Genomic DNA, 14278 nt, shown 5'->3' on the forward strand with positions numbered 1-14278 from the left:
GTGACCGGTGATTCCGGGATATCACCCAAAATCGGTCACGATAAAACGGAATGAGCGGTCACGTTAGCCCGGAACAGGCGGTCACGTTCAAACGGAATGGGCGGTCACGATGGGCCGGAATATGCAAAGGTAAGATCAACCATTTAATCCGCTTACCCATAACATCAAAGTCACCGTGGCCGCCACCAAGAACGGCCGCTGTAAACTATTGGTGAATGCACCAAAAAACATCAAAGTACTACGTGAAGAAGTCGCAGCGCGCGATGCCATTGAAGCCAGGATCGATATCAGGCACGACTAGGTGGGGTCGCATCGGAGCGAATATGGACGAATCAGAACTTAATACATTCCGATTTGGTTGAAACCCTGCTCAAGCCTTAACGGTTGTTTAGTACCACTCCAGGCGTACTATAAGGTGCGGTCGCAGGGTCTAGTCATCAGATAAATGCCTTTGAAATATGCTAAACGAACCCTTTCAGTATCAGATGAAGGTAGTACTAATCGCAGAAGGTGCACTTGTTCCAGGAACAGCCATTGGTTACCGGTAGAATTAGCGAATGCGCCTCACTGGGCGGCCGAAAGACGGGCTCGATATAGCTGACAGGAAAATCCTGTTCAGGGGGCATGGCGACACTCCACTGGTTACTAGCGGGCCTGGGCCCGACATTGAATGATTGCTAGGCAGGGGGGTTAAACCCAAGACATCAGCTTGATCATAATCTCAATCAAACCGGAAAGCTTAAGCAAATAACATCAGAAAACCAATCCCCTGTACGGGTTTGGAATCTGTCGACCGCATCACATATAGTCCTCGCAGCGGCTGAACACATATGAATTATGTCTCACCACTTGGAAACAAGCTCAATAAAAATAACAGTCACTGCGCAACGGAAATAACAATAATGAAAAATATCACGCTCCCGCACAGACGCGGATTTCTGCTCAAACCCCTTGTCTCTGCCCTCCTCGCCATCAGCCTGGCGGGCTGCTTAAGTGGCGGTGGTGGCGGTAGCGATGACGCCCCGGCACAAGCCGCTGTCAGCGCTGTCAGCACCACTGAGGGTGACCTCAAAGGCATATCCATGAATGGTATGCGCGTATTCCGTGGCATCCCCTACGCCCAACCACCGGTGGGTGAATTGCGCTTTGCGCCTCCAGAACCATTAGCGCAGCGCGATGAAACACTGCAGCTAAGCGCCGAGTTCGGTAGCAGCTGTGTGCAAGTAGACCTTGCTACCAGCAGCGTAGCGGGCAATGAGGACTGCCTTTACCTTAACGTCTACACACCTGAATCAGGCGAAGACTTGCCGGTGATGGTCTGGATTCATGGCGGCGCTTTTGTATTTGGTAACGGCGGCGGCGAGTACGATCCAACCAGGCTGGTAGCACAGGATGTGATAGTGGTAACCCTGAATTACCGTCTTGGCTTGCTGGGCTTTCTTGCGCACCCCAGCCTCGCATCGGACGGCGGCAACTTTGGTTTGATGGACCAGCAACAGGCACTACGCTGGATCAAAGCAAACATTGCTGCGTTTGGCGGCGATCCTGACAATGTTACGGTGTTTGGTGAGTCTGCCGGCGGCCACAGCGTAATGAGCCATATCGTCTCCCCGCGCGCCAAAGCTGAAAATCTGTTCCAGCGTGCCATTGTGCAAAGCGGTTCCTATGCTCCCTTTCAATCCAGCAAAGCAGTCGCTCAAGCAGCCGGCCAGAACGTTGCAACCTCGCTGGGCTGCGGTAACAGTCAAACAGCGGAAAACTGTCTTCGCGACTTACCTGCCACCCAGTTCCTGACAGTCCAGGGCTCGCAGGTCATTCCGAATTCAGATGCGGCAACAGACTTGCTGCCCAGGACCATCCAGACAGCGCTGAACGATGGCGACTTCAATACTGATCTGGACATCATGATTGGCAGCAATCAGGACGAAGGCACCCTGTTTGTCGCCCTGGATGAGCTGACCGAGGGAAGCTCGCTCGACGCCCTGGGAGAGGCTGAATACCGTTCTCGCGTAGCCGACCTATTCGCTGGCTCAGGCCTGGATGCCGATCAAATAGCGACAGACTACCTAGGCTATACCCCAGTTGGTGCCAACCAGCTGTCTTTGGCACTATCAGCCATCTGGACTGACTCCAACTTTGCCTGCAACGCCTACGCACAAGCTGGCACCTTTTCTACCGCCAACATGAATACCTATCAGTATTGGTTTCGTGATGAAGACGCGCCCTGGACACTGGTGCCTTCCGCCAGCTTTCCGTTGGGGGCTACGCATGCGAGTGAGATCCCTTATGTGCTCTACCCAGAGAGCCTGATGAGATCGCGTTACACCGGCACGGAAGTAGATGTGGACAGACTGGCTAGCCAGATGGTTGGCTATTGGAGCCAGTTTGCCAAAGACGGAGACCCCAACAGTACCGACGGTGTTGACCCTAATTGGGCACAGGCATCAGGAGGGATAGTGAACACGCTGGATACTCCGACCACCGCTGACGGCTCGGTACTAAACTTCCTCGGCTATCATCGCTGCAGCTACTGGGCCAGCCCACCGCTGGATAACTAAACACGAAGTCTGATCACCTGCCACAGCTCGGCTACTCGACGGGCTGTGGCAGGTCTTCCTGCTCCTGCGGCAGCACCGCTAGAAAGTTATCCCGCGCTACCTTATGGGCAACATCCTCCGGCAAGGCATCAAGAAACACATCAAAGCCATGCATGTACTTGCTGACACTATCAAAGTGCCCTACTACGTCGGACCCCAACATAAAGCGATCGGGATAATCCTCGACCAACTGCACCCACTCCGGATTGGGATTACCCTCGCTATCAACCAGGTAGGGCTCGCGCACGGTCCAGGATAAATCGATATACAGGTTGGGATAAGCCTTGAGCATGCGCTGCAGCGTAGGCAGCAGGAACTCCAACTTGGTCTGGTGGCGATGGACTTCCATACTGGTCCCGGCATGCGCCCAAATAAAGCGCACTCGCGGGTGATTGCGCAGTGGTTCTTCTATTTCCTGCAGATAGAGCGGGTTGCGCTCACGCTGGGAGGTAATATTGCTGTGCACCATCACCGGCAGATCGTATTCCGCAGCCAGCGTATAGACCCGATCCATAGCGTCGCTATTGGCCCGCGGTGGTTCGCCATGAATCAGTGCCGTCAGATCATCGTGTCGGGTGAAGACTTCACCAATGCCCTGCCAGAGCCCCGGATAAAGCGCCAACATACGCCGAATGTGGGCGTCGGAGTTTTTATCGTTTGGATTGAAACCTGACAGAAACGGATGGAACCGACTTTTTTGCTCGGTTGGCAAGTTTTGGTAGGCGTCGGCCACCAACAGGTCAGTGGCGCTAAACCAGTAGGCGCTGCCATCATCGCCAGCATAATAGCGCGGACGCTTGGGCTCGTTCTCACTCCACTTTTTAGCAACCGGAATACCAGAGAGCATCACGTGCTCCACGCCGCTTTCATCCATTTTGTCCAGCAACGCCTGCATACCTTCGGTTTCCTGGAAGAAATCGACGTAATGCAGGTGCGCGTCAGAGTAAACGTAATCGCGCGCGAGCAGCGGCATGGAAAGACAGCATGCCAGCAAACCGCAGGTAATACGTGAAGGGATCGATAAGATCAAAGGTCAGCTCCTTTATGGCCTGCCTCATAGACCACCCCACCTCTGCATGAGTTCAGTTAACTCAAATTTCCGATTGGGATGCTGAATCAGCGATCTCTGACTCCTTTTTGCGCTTGGAGCGATTACCCATGCGCACACCGATATCCATCAAGAACTGCATGTAGGCTTCCTGGTCCTTGATCACGTCTTTCCAGAAGGGTGAGTGATACATGGCCATGGCACCGTGTACCAGCGCCCACGCGGCGGAGTAATGAAAGTAGGCCGGCACATCTTCCAGCTTGCCATCGTCGATGCGGGTCTGAATAACACCCGTCAGGTGATTAAAGTTAGAACCACGAATGGCATGCAGCTCTTCGACCATGACAGGCAATTGATTGGCCTTGACCACTTTCTCTTCGAGCCGGTCAAACAGGCGATAACGCTCCGGATCACTCATACGGAACGCAAAATATTCGCGCGACAAGGCTTCCTGATTACGTTCGATATCCTTGGAATGCAGCAACTCTGCCAGATCACGCTCATAATCAAGCATCAGCCGCAGATAGATTTCCGCTTTGGATTTAAAGTGCTTGTAGATGGTCCCCTTACCGATCCCCACCTCGTCAGCGATCATCTCAACCGTGACACTGTCTTCCCCCTGCTCCAGAAACAGACGCAAGGCGCTATCCAGGATTTCCTGCTCCCGACGACGAAACTCGCGGACTTTACGTGATTCTTTCTGCATTGAGGCACCTGACAGTAAAACTAAAAGTGTTGCCCATTATGCCAAGCCGATGACCAGATGCCCATATTTGATTAAAAGCTGACTAATGGGTTCGCAGGCGTCGCAATTTGTCTGAAGATAGGCAGATATTGCATGCCTGCGTTGTACCGGTATCACTAGGGAAAATGTAGACGTCACTATTTTTTCCGCCAGATAGGCAAGTCACCGTGGCCTGCTTAAAACACAAGCACTATGCTGACTGCCAAAGGAGGACAGCATGACAACACCCTATGACTGGCAACACGAATTCCCGCTTGATCCTGACATCTGCTACCTGAACCATGCCGCAGTCGCTCCCTGGCCAAAGCGCGCAGCCGACGCCGTCAGCCGCTTCGCTCAGGAAAACGCGCGTCAGGGCGCACGCGACTATCCGCGCTGGGCCAAACAGGAAACACACCTGCGCCAACAGCTAAAGCAGCTGGTCAATGCGCCCTCTGTGGATGACATAGCGCTGGTCAAGAACACCTCGGAGGCGCTTTCCTTCGTTGCGCAAGGCATTAACTGGCAAGCCGGCGACGAGATAATCACCAGTGATCAGGAGTTTCCTTCCAACCGCATTCCCTGGGAGGCTTTGAGTTCACGCGGCGTTAACGTGCGTCAGATATCACTGCAGGGTGACGATCCCGAGCAGGCGCTCATCGATGCTATGAATGAGAATACGCGACTGCTGACGATCAGCTCGGTGCAATACGCCAGCGGCTTGCGGATGGACCTGAAGCGGCTGGGCGCCGCCTGCCGCACCCGAAAAATACTGTTTTGCGTGGATGCTATTCAAACCATCGGCGCCCTGCCCTTTGATGTGCAAAGCATAGACTGTGACTTTGCCATGGCAGACGGCCACAAGTGGCTGCTGGGCCCTGAAGGCCTGGGCGTTTTTTATTGCCGAGAATCCGTTCGCGACCAGTTGCAGCTGACCCAGCACGGTTGGCATATGGTCGAGGCCATGGGTAACTACGATCTAAAGCAATGGCAGCCCGCCAGCTCGGCGCGGCGTTTTGAGGCGGGTAGTCCAAACACCCTCGCTCAGCACGCGCTGTCAGCAAGCCTTGAACTGCTGCTGGACACAGGAATGGACAGGGTCGGCGCACTGCTCCAGCAGCGCGTGGCCTATCTGATAACGGCCCTTCAGCAGACTCCCGGCGTTCGCCTGCTCAGTCCAGAAGCACCCGAGCGGCGTGCAGGGATAGTGACCTTTGCCATTGAGGGTGTTGATCACCCGCGCTTGCACCGCGAACTGATGCAATCGGGGATCATTTGCGCCCAGCGTGGCGGCGGGATTCGCTGGTCACCCCACTTTTACACGACCGAAGACACCCTGGATCAAGCCGTGAGCCAACTGCAATTGCTAATCAGCCAACAAGGGGATAACAGCGGTTCACGATAAAGCGGGGCGTACGTATTCCAAATCAGTTTATAAAAAAACGAGGGGATACTGGAAAGCCGGGGGATTTAAACAATACTCAAACTATCAGATACGGCATTCCCCCAAGTGCCTGTCTGAGCTGACAGGTTAGCTCCTGTCTCAGTATCACTCCTAATGGTCTTAACCCGAATTCTTCCCCCAGAATTCGGGTTTTTTTTATGCTTTGGAAGCAACAAGTCCCTGAGAGGAGTACTTTTAGACAGTAGTGAGCGGAAACAGACGATGAAAGTTATCGCCCGTTTGCTGCCACAGCGTATCGACAGACACCCCGCGCAGCTCAGCCAAAAAAGCAGCCACTTCACAAACGAACTGAGGCTCATTTGGCTTGCCACGATGCGGAATCGGCGCCAGATAAGGCGAGTCGGTTTCGACCAGCAGACGGTCGGCTGGCACCTGTCGAGCCACGTCGCGCAAGGCTTCCGCATTACGGAAGGTCACAATGCCCGACAACGAAATGTAGTAACCCATATCCAGGGCCGCACGGGCCATGTCCCAATCTTCAGTAAAACAGTGCAATACGCCGGCATTCGGCAGATCGGCTTCACGCAAGAGGGTCAGCGTATCCGCACGGGCAGCGCGGGTATGAATGACAACGGGCTTACCCGTAACCTTCGCCGCCTGCAGATGGACGGCAAACGACGCCTGCTGTTGCTCGGCCAACTCAGGCTCATAGTGGTAGTCCAACCCAGTCTCACCAATGGCCACGGTACGCGGATGGTCCAGCGCGGTCAGCAACCAGTCAAGATCGGTTTGGGTGCTGTCTTTTAGATCCAGCGGGTGCACACCCACACTGCAGAACACATCCGCATGCTGATCTGCCAGCGCCTGGACTACAGGCGCGTTGGTTGCATCCACGCCAATGCACAGGAACTTGCGTACGCCACGCGTGCGGGCGGCGTCCAGCGCAGCTTCGAGCGAGCCGTTATAGGGTGTGAGATCGAGTCGGTCTAGATGGCAATGCGAGTCAATGAGCATGGATTACATAGTGTGGGTAGGTCGGTCGGATTTGAGTGCGCCGGCAAGATAGGTTTCGATCTTGCTGCGCGCGGTGTTGTCCTGGTCACTGAACTGCACGCCAATACCGGCAGCACGGTTGCCCTGCGCGCCCTTGGGGGTGACCCAGATAACCTTGCCGGCGACCGGAATCTTCTCCGGTTCTTCCATCAGGTTAAGCAGCATGAAGACCTCATCACCCAGGCGATAGTTCTTGTTGGTCGGAATGAACAGACCGCCATGCTTTACAAATGGCATGTAAGCCGCATACAGCACCGACTTGTCCTTGATGGTCAAAGACAATATGCCGTTGCGCGGGCCTGGTGCCTTGGGATTGTTCATCGCTCTTTCCTTGTTAAAAGCGTATTACCACTATCAGGTTAACGTCTTTCCAGCAGGTTTTTCCACTGAACCAACGCCTTTTCCAGAAAGAGTACGCGATTCAGGTTGGCTTTGCTGGCAAAGAGTCGGCGATGCTCCAAGAGCCAGTCCTGCCAAGCCAATAACTTTGCCACATCCAGCTTCTTCGCCATGTAGCCCAGCACCTTGTCCATATCAGCGCTGACAGCTGCATCGCTGGCCTGCTGCTGCAATTTAAGCAGGTCCAGGGTCCAGGCACAAAACCAGTCGAGCAATAGCTCAATCGGCACCGGGTTCCACTGCTCGGCAAGCTTGGACGGAGCGGCCTGGCCTTTCAGCAGCGCTTTGATCCCCTCCACCACTTTCTCGCGCTGCGCGAGGGCATCTACCTGCGCCAGCGAGAGTGCACGCAAGGGCGCTCCGCCCGCCATCTGCAGCAGCAACGCGCAGTCGTCTGTGGAGCGATCCGGCAATTGCTCGGTTAACCATGCCGCGGCTTCGTCGGCACCTGGCAGATTAAGCGGCTGCACTCGACAGCGACTGCGAATAGTGGGTAACAACCGACTGGGCTGATCGCTCACCAATAGCAGATAGGTTTCTGCCGATGGTTCTTCCAGCGACTTGAGCAATGCGTTGGCCGCGTTCACATTCATCGCTTCAGCAGGTTGTAGCACGACCACTTTTCGCCCGCCCTGTTGTGACGTCTGGGAGATGAAGTCGACCAACTGGCGTACGGCATCCACCCGGATTGCCTTACCCTCTTCCTCTGGTTCCAGCATCAACAAGTCGGGATGACTACCCGCCAAGCGCAACTGGCAGCTGCGACATGCGTCACAGGCAACACCCGCGTCCGGCGTATCACACATCAGAAAGGCTGCGAAGGCACTGGCAAAACGTCGCTTACCGCAACCGGGCTGTCCAGTAAAAAGATACGCATGGGCAAAGTCCTGCTGCGCAGTTAAACGCTGCCAACCAGGCTGGTGCCAAGGCGCTGGCTTGCGGACTGGCTCAAGCATGCCAGCGCTCCAGTATCCAATTGATAGCCGGCTGCAGCTCGGCCTGAACGCCCTCAATTGAAGCACTGCCATCGATTACCCGGTAGCGCCCGGGCGCATCAGCAGCTCGGGCCAGGTAGGTCGTTCGCACAGCGTCAAAGAAGGCGCGCTCCTCCTGCTCAAATCGATCCAGCGCGCTACGCGCTTTTGCTCTGGCCAAGCCTACCTCAACCGGCACATCGAACAGCAGCGTAAGATCGGGGCGCAAGTCGCCCTGAACCCAGGTCTCCAGTGCAGCAATGCGCTGCATATCGATACCTCGTCCGCCGCCCTGATAAGCGTAGGTTGCATCAGTAAAACGGTCGCTAATAACAACCCGCCCTTGCGCTAGAGCCGGACGGATAACCTGGTTGAGATGCTGCGCGCGCGCTGCAAACATCAATAATAACTCGGCGTCACTGTTCATCTGCTCGCTGTGATTGGCCAGCAACAGGGTACGAATCTGCTCAGCGATCGGCGTACCGCCCGGCTCGCGCGTCAGCAGTGGGTCGCAACCAGCAGCTCGCAAACAATCGGCCAGATAGCGCAAGTTGGTCGATTTGCCTGCGCCCTCGGGGCCTTCGAACGTGATGAACAGTCCGCTCATTGGGCTATGTCCTGCCCTGCGGCTGCAGCCGGAGTAGAAGCCGGCGACGACCGATAATCCGAGCGACGGCTAAGCTGATACTGGCGAACCGCCCGGTTGTGTTCGACCAGACTGTTAGAGAACACATGGGAGCCGTCGCCTTTGGCAACAAAGTAGAGGCTCTTGCCTGGCTTGGGATTAACCGCTGCCTGCAGTGCTTCACGACCAGGCATGGCAATAGGGGTTGGCGGTAAACCATCAATCACATAAGTGTTGTAGGGCGTTGGCTGAGTGAGATGCCGACGCCTGATATTACCCTTGTAGTCGGCGCCGAGGCCGTAAATGACAGTAGGGTCGGTCTGCAGCTTCATGCCGATATTCATCCGACGGGTGAATACGCCGGCGATTTCAGGACGCTCACTCGGCACACCGGTTTCGCGTTCGACAATGGACGCCATGATCAGCGCCTCGTAGGGCGTATCAAAGGGCAAATCACTGGCCCGCTCTGCCCATGCTTCTGCCAGCTGCTGCTCCATAAGCTGGTAAGCACGCAATAGCAGATCACGGTCACTCATACCGAAGGTGTACTGATAGGTATCAGGGAAAAAACGGCCCTCAGGATGAATACCGGACAGGTCGAGCGCATCCATCACCTGAGCATCGCTCCACTCTTCCGGCAACGTCTGCTTCAGCCGCTCGGCCTGGCGCAGGGCACTGCGTACCTGGGCAAAGTTCCAACCCTCGACCAGCGTCAGGTGGCGCTGCAGCACGTCGCCTCGCTCCAGCAAGTGCAGCAGCTCGGCAGCGGTCATCTCCGGCTGCAGTGCGTACTCACCCACATGCAGCACAGCCCCTTCCATCTGCCATTGCCAGTAACGACGCAACCAGGCGCTGTCTTCGAGCACATGGTCGCGCTCGAGCTTGGCAAATATACCTGCGGGCGTACTACCTGGAGGCACTTCCAACGTAGTTGGTTCTTGCAGCTGTAGTGGCTGATGCAAGGCAGTTTGCAGCGTCAAGAACCCCCAGAGACCACCACCCAGGACCAACAAGGTAGATACAACCAAAAGAAATGCGATGATTTTGCCAAAAATTTTCACAAATAAACCTGTTTTGCCAAGGATTGCATCTGGCGGGTGAACGGACCGACCGGCCAATGCCGATCGCCCAACTGAATCACCGGCCAGACTCCGAATAAACTGTTACAGCACATCACTTCGTCGGCACTCAGCAACTCGTCATAACCGACTGTCCGGACCTGCACAAAGCCACCCTCTTGCTGCACCCGCTCGATAAGCAGATCACGCATCACGCCCTGCACACCACACTGGCTAAGATCAGGCGTCACCCAAGCGCCAGCAATACGCATAAACAGATTGCTCATGGTGCACTCTATCGGCTGCCCCGTCAGGTCGCACACCAGGCCTTCTGCGTAATCACTGGACTGCCACTCACTGCGCGCAAGCACCTGCTCCAGGCGGTTCAAGTGCTTCAAACCGGCCAATAAGGGCTGGTGCCCCAAGCGCGTTTCGCAGGCAAACAGCCGAACACCCTGTTCAGCATGCTCAGCCGGGTATACAGCAGCATTAGAGCCAAAGAGAATACGAGTCGTTTCAGCGTTTGCGGGTATCGCATAACCGCGCTTACCGCTGCCTCGGGTAAGAATCAGCTTGATCAGCCCTTCACCTAGACGCCGGGCCAGCCTCTCAACGTCGATAGCCAGTTGCTCAGCGGGCAAGGTCAGACGCAGAGTACGGCAGCCACGCTCCAGACGTTGCAGGTGGCGCGACCACAAAGGTGCGCTACCACCTACCACCCGAATAGTCTCAAACAGACCATCGCCATAGGCCAGGCCACGATCACTCAGCGGCAAACAATCAGTCTCCTGACCGTTTAACAGAGTGAGCGTGACAGGCCCGGACATGGCGGCGTCTGTGCTCATTCGCAGCGGCGAAAGACCAGACTTCCGTTGGTACCACCAAAGCCAAACGAATTGGATAGCGTGACATTGAGAGGCCGCTGTTGCGCACTATGCGCAACGTAGTCGAGATCACAGCCCTCATCCGGGTTATCAAGGTTAATCGTCGGAGGAGCAACCTGATCACGCAACGCCAGCACGCTGAAAACCGCCTCAACCGCGCCGGCTGCGCCTAACAGGTGGCCCGTCATCGACTTGGTCGAACTGATAGCCAGCTTGTAGGCGTGTTCGCCAAACACGCTTTTTACTGCACGTGTCTCAGCTAAGTCGCCCGCAGAGGTAGAGGTGCCATGCGCATTGATGTAGTCAACCTCATCGGGATTGATGCCGGCATCCTTCAACGCATTAGCCATGCACTTGGCGCCACCGCGACCGTCTTCTGGCGGTGCCGTCATATGGTACGCGTCGCCACTCATGCCAAACCCAACCAGCTCGGCATAGATATTGGCGCCACGCGCCTTCGCGTGCTCGTACTCTTCGAGCACCATGGCACCGGCACCATCAGACAGGACAAAGCCGTCACGCTCGCGATCCCAGGGGCGGCTGGCCGCTTGCGGATCATCATTACGGGTCGTCATGGCGCGCGCAGCACTAAAGCCGCCCAAGCCAAGTCCACTGGTGGCCATTTCCGAACCACCCGCCACCATCATATCGGCCTCGCCATAGGCAATGTTACGCGCCGCCATGCCGATGCTGTGTGTGCCAGTGGTGCAGGCGGTCGTCATCGCATAGTTGGGCCCTTGCAGACCATATTGGATGGACAGATAGCCGGCAACCATATTGATGATCGACCCCGGCACAAAGAAAGGAGATATGCGGCGAGGACCACTATTGAGCAATTGCTCACAGTTCTTCTCGATATTGGTGAGACCACCGATACCAGAGCCCATGACCACACCAATACGATCCCGGTTCTCATCGGTAATCTCTATACCGGAGTCCTTGATCGATTGCGCACAGGCTGCCAAGCCGTACTGAATGAACAGGTCAAGCTTGCGCGCTTCTTTCGCCGCCATATAAAGCTCGACGTCAAAATCACGTATGGATCCGCCAATGCGCGTATTAAAAGCACTGACATCCATATGCTCAATAGTGGCAATCCCACTCTTGCCTGCCAAGGCGGCCTGCCAGCTGCTTTCAACCGTATTGCCCAACGGCGACAACATACCCAGACCGGTTACCACGACGCGTCTGCGCGACACAGCGAACTCCTTATTCAACTCTCTATAGCAACGAGCAAGGGCAACCCCCTGCCGCGAACCTGCCATATTGTCGGTGCAAACGCGCCGAGCAGCAAGAAGCTAAGCTAAAGGCTGCGTATCACCATAATTCGGACATACAAAAAAGCCGCAGATACTTGAGAGCACTGCGGCTTTTTTCGACCTTTCGGCAGACTTCGTGATTACTTCTGGTTCGAGTTCACGTAGTTGATTGCTTCCTGGACGGTGGTGATCTTCTCGGCTTCTTCATCCGGAATCTCAGTCTCGAATTCTTCTTCGAGAGCCATAACCAGCTCCACGGTGTCCAGGGAATCAGCGCCAAGATCTTCAACAAAAGAAGCGCTGTTGGTCACTTCTTCTTCTTTGACGCCGAGCTGTTCGGCTACGATTTTCTTGACGCGTTCTTCAATGGTACTCATACCTTGTTCTCACTCCTATGTGCAGTTCCGAGAAGCCGGACTGCGGGTAGTTTATAGAAACAAATCGCTTGGTTTCAAGCGTCAATCGCTTCTATCGTAACGGGTGCCAAGCCTTTGGAGCCTGTACCCAGCAAAAAATCATGCAAAAACATCATTGTAGCTCAGGTAAAAAAACACCTCAGCTCATGTACATACCGCCATTGACCGGCAAAGTTGCCCCGGTAATGTAGCCAGCAGACTCACTGGCAAGAAACCCTACAGCAGCAGCAATTTCCTCGGCCTGACCCAAACGGCCTAGCGGAATCTGCTCCAGCATCACGTCACGCTGGGTGTCATTAAGCGCACGCGTCATGTCTGTGTCAATAAAACCCGGTGCTACCGCGTTCACAGTAATGGCACGCGAGCCCACTTCTCGTGCCAGCGCACGGGTGAAACCTTCCATGCCAGCCTTGGCTGCAGCATAGTTGGATTGACCAGCATTACCCATACCACCCACCACAGAACTGATGTTGATGATACGCCCCCAACGGCCCTTGGTCATGCCTCGCAGCACTGCCTTGGACAAACGGTAAACCGACCCGAGGTTGGTGTTGAGCACATCATCCCATTCGTTCTCTTTCATGCGCATCAACAGATTATCGGCGGTGATGCCAGCATTATTGACCAGAATCGCCGGCGCACCGTAGGTCTCGGTAATGGCTGAAAGCACAGCTGCTACTGAGTCGGCATCGCGCACATCAAGCTTCATACCGGTACCCTTGTAGCCCGCCTCGGCGAGCTTGTCGGCAATCGCCTGCGCGCCCTGATCACTGGTAGCAGTGCCAACGACAATCGCGCCCTGGGCGGCGAGAGCATGGGCGATCGCCTGACCAATACCACGACTTGCACCGGTAACCAGCGCAACTTTTCCTTCAAGACTCATATTGAATTCCTTATGCGAATTGTTCGCTAAACGCAGCGAAGCTCGCGACGCTATCCAAACTGTGATTATTGACCGCCTTGCTGCAGCGTTTGTTCAATCCACCAAGCACTTTACCCGGGCCGCACTCAACCAAGTCGGTGACACCCTGCTCGGCCATGTAAATTACGGACTCGACCCAGCGCACTGGACTGTAAAGCTGCTCAACCAACAGCTGGCGCAAGTCCGCAACATCAGCAGCCGGACGCGCAGTCACATTCTGCACCAGGGTAATACCTGGCTTCTGCCACTGCAGCGCAGCAAAATCGACCGACAACTGTTCTGCAGCAGGCTGCATCAGGGCGCAATGCGAGGGAACACTGACCGGTAACGCGATAGCGCGCTTGGCACCAGCATCTTTACAGGCGTCAATTGCACGCGCCACGGCGTCAGTCTCACCGGCAATAACGACCTGACCAGGCGCGTTAAAATTAACCGCACTCACCACCTGCCCCTGGGAAGCCGCAGCACAAAGCTCGATGATCTGCTCATCCCCAAGCCCCAAGATAGCAGCCATCGCGCCCTGACCTTCAGGCACAGCCTGCTGCATCAACTGACCACGACGCTCTACCAGACGAACCGCATCCGCGAAGGAAAGCACCTCTGCCGCAACCAGCGCCGAGTATTCACCCAGGCTGTGCCCGGCAACGAAGGCGGGACGTACAGAGCTGCTTTGACACCACAGACGCCATAGCGCCACCGAGGCAGTCAGGATGGCGGGCTGGGTACGATCAGTACGATTCAAGTCAGCTTCCGGACCATTCTGACTTAGCGCCCAAAGATCATAACCAAGGGCATCAGACGCCTCAGCGAAGGTTTCCTTGATGACTGCGTGCTGCTCGGCTAGCTCGCCGAGCATGCCGACCGCTTGCGAACCCTGCCCGGGAAAGACAAAGCCAAGGGAGTTAGTCATACCG

15 protein-coding genes and 1 pseudogene are annotated in these 14278 nt (G+C 55.6%); 3 read left to right on the plus strand and 13 right to left on the minus strand.

Going from position 1 to position 14278, the window contains the following annotated elements; all coding sequences use genetic code 11:
* Window positions 1–163: 163 nt before the first annotated feature.
* Entirely contained in the window at window positions 164–301 is a 138-nt protein-coding gene (locus tag EF096_RS20995) for a carbon storage regulator (protein WP_123889898.1), read from the plus strand.
* Window positions 302–500: 199 nt separating this feature from the next.
* Here the strand turns inward: EF096_RS20995 and EF096_RS11710 are convergent.
* A pseudogene (locus tag EF096_RS11710) lies at window positions 501–626 on the minus strand (radical SAM protein); the annotation flags it as partial.
* A gap of 276 nt (window positions 627–902) precedes the next feature.
* On the opposite strand from EF096_RS11710, the gene EF096_RS11715 reads away from it, so the two are divergent.
* A complete protein-coding gene (locus EF096_RS11715) occupies window positions 903–2558 on the plus strand; it encodes a carboxylesterase/lipase family protein (protein ID WP_158611272.1) in 1656 nt (551 codons plus the stop codon).
* A gap of 31 nt (window positions 2559–2589) precedes the next feature.
* Here the strand turns inward: EF096_RS11715 and EF096_RS11720 are convergent, their stop codons facing one another.
* Both EF096_RS11720 and EF096_RS11725 read right to left on the minus strand, forming a co-directional pair.
* Window positions 2590–3570 (minus strand): amidohydrolase family protein, encoded by a 981-nt coding sequence (locus EF096_RS11720; RefSeq protein WP_123889899.1) that lies wholly within the window; start codon window positions 3568–3570, stop codon window positions 2590–2592.
* Between the two features lie 118 nt (window positions 3571–3688).
* On the minus strand, window positions 3689–4351 hold the full coding sequence (locus tag EF096_RS11725; protein WP_123889823.1) for a TetR/AcrR family transcriptional regulator: 663 nt from the start codon (window positions 4349–4351) through the stop codon (window positions 3689–3691).
* A gap of 256 nt (window positions 4352–4607) precedes the next feature.
* On the opposite strand from EF096_RS11725, the gene EF096_RS11730 reads away from it, so the two are divergent.
* Window positions 4608–5774, plus strand: a complete 1167-nt coding sequence (locus EF096_RS11730; RefSeq protein ID WP_123889824.1) for an aminotransferase class V-fold PLP-dependent enzyme — start codon at window positions 4608–4610, stop codon at window positions 5772–5774.
* Between the two features lie 234 nt (window positions 5775–6008).
* Here the strand turns inward: EF096_RS11730 and EF096_RS11735 are convergent, their stop codons facing one another.
* The 10 genes from EF096_RS11735 to fabD all read right to left on the minus strand — a co-directional run bounded on the left by EF096_RS11735 (window position 6009) and on the right by fabD (window position 14274).
* Window positions 6009–6788 (minus strand): TatD family hydrolase, encoded by a 780-nt coding sequence (locus EF096_RS11735; RefSeq protein WP_123889825.1) that lies wholly within the window; start codon window positions 6786–6788, stop codon window positions 6009–6011.
* Between the two features lie 3 nt (window positions 6789–6791).
* On the minus strand, window positions 6792–7148 hold the full coding sequence (locus tag EF096_RS11740) for a PilZ domain-containing protein (RefSeq protein WP_123889826.1): 357 nt from the start codon (window positions 7146–7148) through the stop codon (window positions 6792–6794).
* A 38-nt stretch (window positions 7149–7186) separates the two neighbouring features.
* Entirely contained in the window at window positions 7187–8182 is a 996-nt protein-coding gene (locus EF096_RS11745) for a DNA polymerase III subunit delta' (protein ID WP_123889827.1), read from the minus strand.
* Complete coding sequence (gene tmk, locus EF096_RS11750; RefSeq protein WP_123889828.1) at window positions 8175–8807, minus strand: dTMP kinase; 633 nt, start codon at window positions 8805–8807, stop codon at window positions 8175–8177. Before tmk ends, EF096_RS11745 begins: the two co-directional genes overlap by 8 nt.
* Window positions 8804–9880 (minus strand): endolytic transglycosylase MltG, encoded by a 1077-nt coding sequence (mltG, locus tag EF096_RS11755; protein WP_123889900.1) that lies wholly within the window; start codon window positions 9878–9880, stop codon window positions 8804–8806. Before mltG ends, tmk begins: the two co-directional genes overlap by 4 nt.
* 2 nt (window positions 9881–9882) lie before the next feature.
* Entirely contained in the window at window positions 9883–10728 is an 846-nt protein-coding gene (gene pabC / locus EF096_RS11760; RefSeq protein WP_235869727.1) for an aminodeoxychorismate lyase, read from the minus strand.
* Window positions 10725–11966 (minus strand): beta-ketoacyl-ACP synthase II, encoded by a 1242-nt coding sequence (gene fabF / locus EF096_RS11765; protein ID WP_123889829.1) that lies wholly within the window; start codon window positions 11964–11966, stop codon window positions 10725–10727. Before fabF ends, pabC begins: the two co-directional genes overlap by 4 nt.
* A gap of 200 nt (window positions 11967–12166) precedes the next feature.
* Window positions 12167–12403 (minus strand): acyl carrier protein, encoded by a 237-nt coding sequence (gene acpP, locus EF096_RS11770; protein ID WP_092284417.1) that lies wholly within the window; start codon window positions 12401–12403, stop codon window positions 12167–12169.
* A 178-nt stretch (window positions 12404–12581) separates the two neighbouring features.
* Entirely contained in the window at window positions 12582–13325 is a 744-nt protein-coding gene (gene fabG / locus EF096_RS11775) for a 3-oxoacyl-ACP reductase FabG (RefSeq protein WP_123889830.1), read from the minus strand.
* Between the two features lie 10 nt (window positions 13326–13335).
* Entirely contained in the window at window positions 13336–14274 is a 939-nt protein-coding gene (fabD, locus tag EF096_RS11780; protein ID WP_123889831.1) for an ACP S-malonyltransferase, read from the minus strand.
* Window positions 14275–14278 lie beyond the last annotated feature (4 nt).

This window comes from Pseudomonas neustonica (assembly GCF_003797945.1).
GTDB lineage: Bacteria > Pseudomonadota > Gammaproteobacteria > Pseudomonadales > Pseudomonadaceae > Halopseudomonas > Halopseudomonas neustonica.

Excerpts from the sequence above, each read along its gene's own strand:
- tmk (WP_123889828.1), bottom strand. The coding sequence starts at position 8,807 with ATGAGCGGACTGTTCATCACGTTCGAAGGCCCCGAGGGCGCAGGCAAA.
- acpP (WP_092284417.1), bottom strand. The coding sequence starts at position 12,403 with ATGAGTACCATTGAAGAACGCGTCAAGAAAATCGTAGCCGAACAGCTC.
- fabD (WP_123889831.1), bottom strand. The coding sequence starts at position 14,274 with ATGACTAACTCCCTTGGCTTTGTCTTTCCCGGGCAGGGTTCGCAAGCG.
- EF096_RS11740 (WP_123889826.1), bottom strand. The coding sequence starts at position 7,148 with ATGAACAATCCCAAGGCACCAGGCCCGCGCAACGGCATATTGTCTTTG.
- pabC (WP_235869727.1), bottom strand. The coding sequence starts at position 10,728 with ATGAGCACAGACGCCGCCATGTCCGGGCCTGTCACGCTCACTCTGTTA.
- fabG (WP_123889830.1), bottom strand. The coding sequence starts at position 13,325 with ATGAGTCTTGAAGGAAAAGTTGCGCTGGTTACCGGTGCAAGTCGTGGT.
- EF096_RS11745 (WP_123889827.1), bottom strand. The coding sequence starts at position 8,182 with ATGCTTGAGCCAGTCCGCAAGCCAGCGCCTTGGCACCAGCCTGGTTGG.
- EF096_RS11725 (WP_123889823.1), bottom strand. The coding sequence starts at position 4,351 with ATGCAGAAAGAATCACGTAAAGTCCGCGAGTTTCGTCGTCGGGAGCAG.
- EF096_RS11715 (WP_158611272.1), top strand. The coding sequence starts at position 903 with ATGAAAAATATCACGCTCCCGCACAGACGCGGATTTCTGCTCAAACCC.
- EF096_RS11735 (WP_123889825.1), bottom strand. The coding sequence starts at position 6,788 with ATGCTCATTGACTCGCATTGCCATCTAGACCGACTCGATCTCACACCC.
- EF096_RS11730 (WP_123889824.1), top strand. The coding sequence starts at position 4,608 with ATGACAACACCCTATGACTGGCAACACGAATTCCCGCTTGATCCTGAC.
- EF096_RS11720 (WP_123889899.1), bottom strand. The coding sequence starts at position 3,570 with ATGCCGCTGCTCGCGCGCGATTACGTTTACTCTGACGCGCACCTGCAT.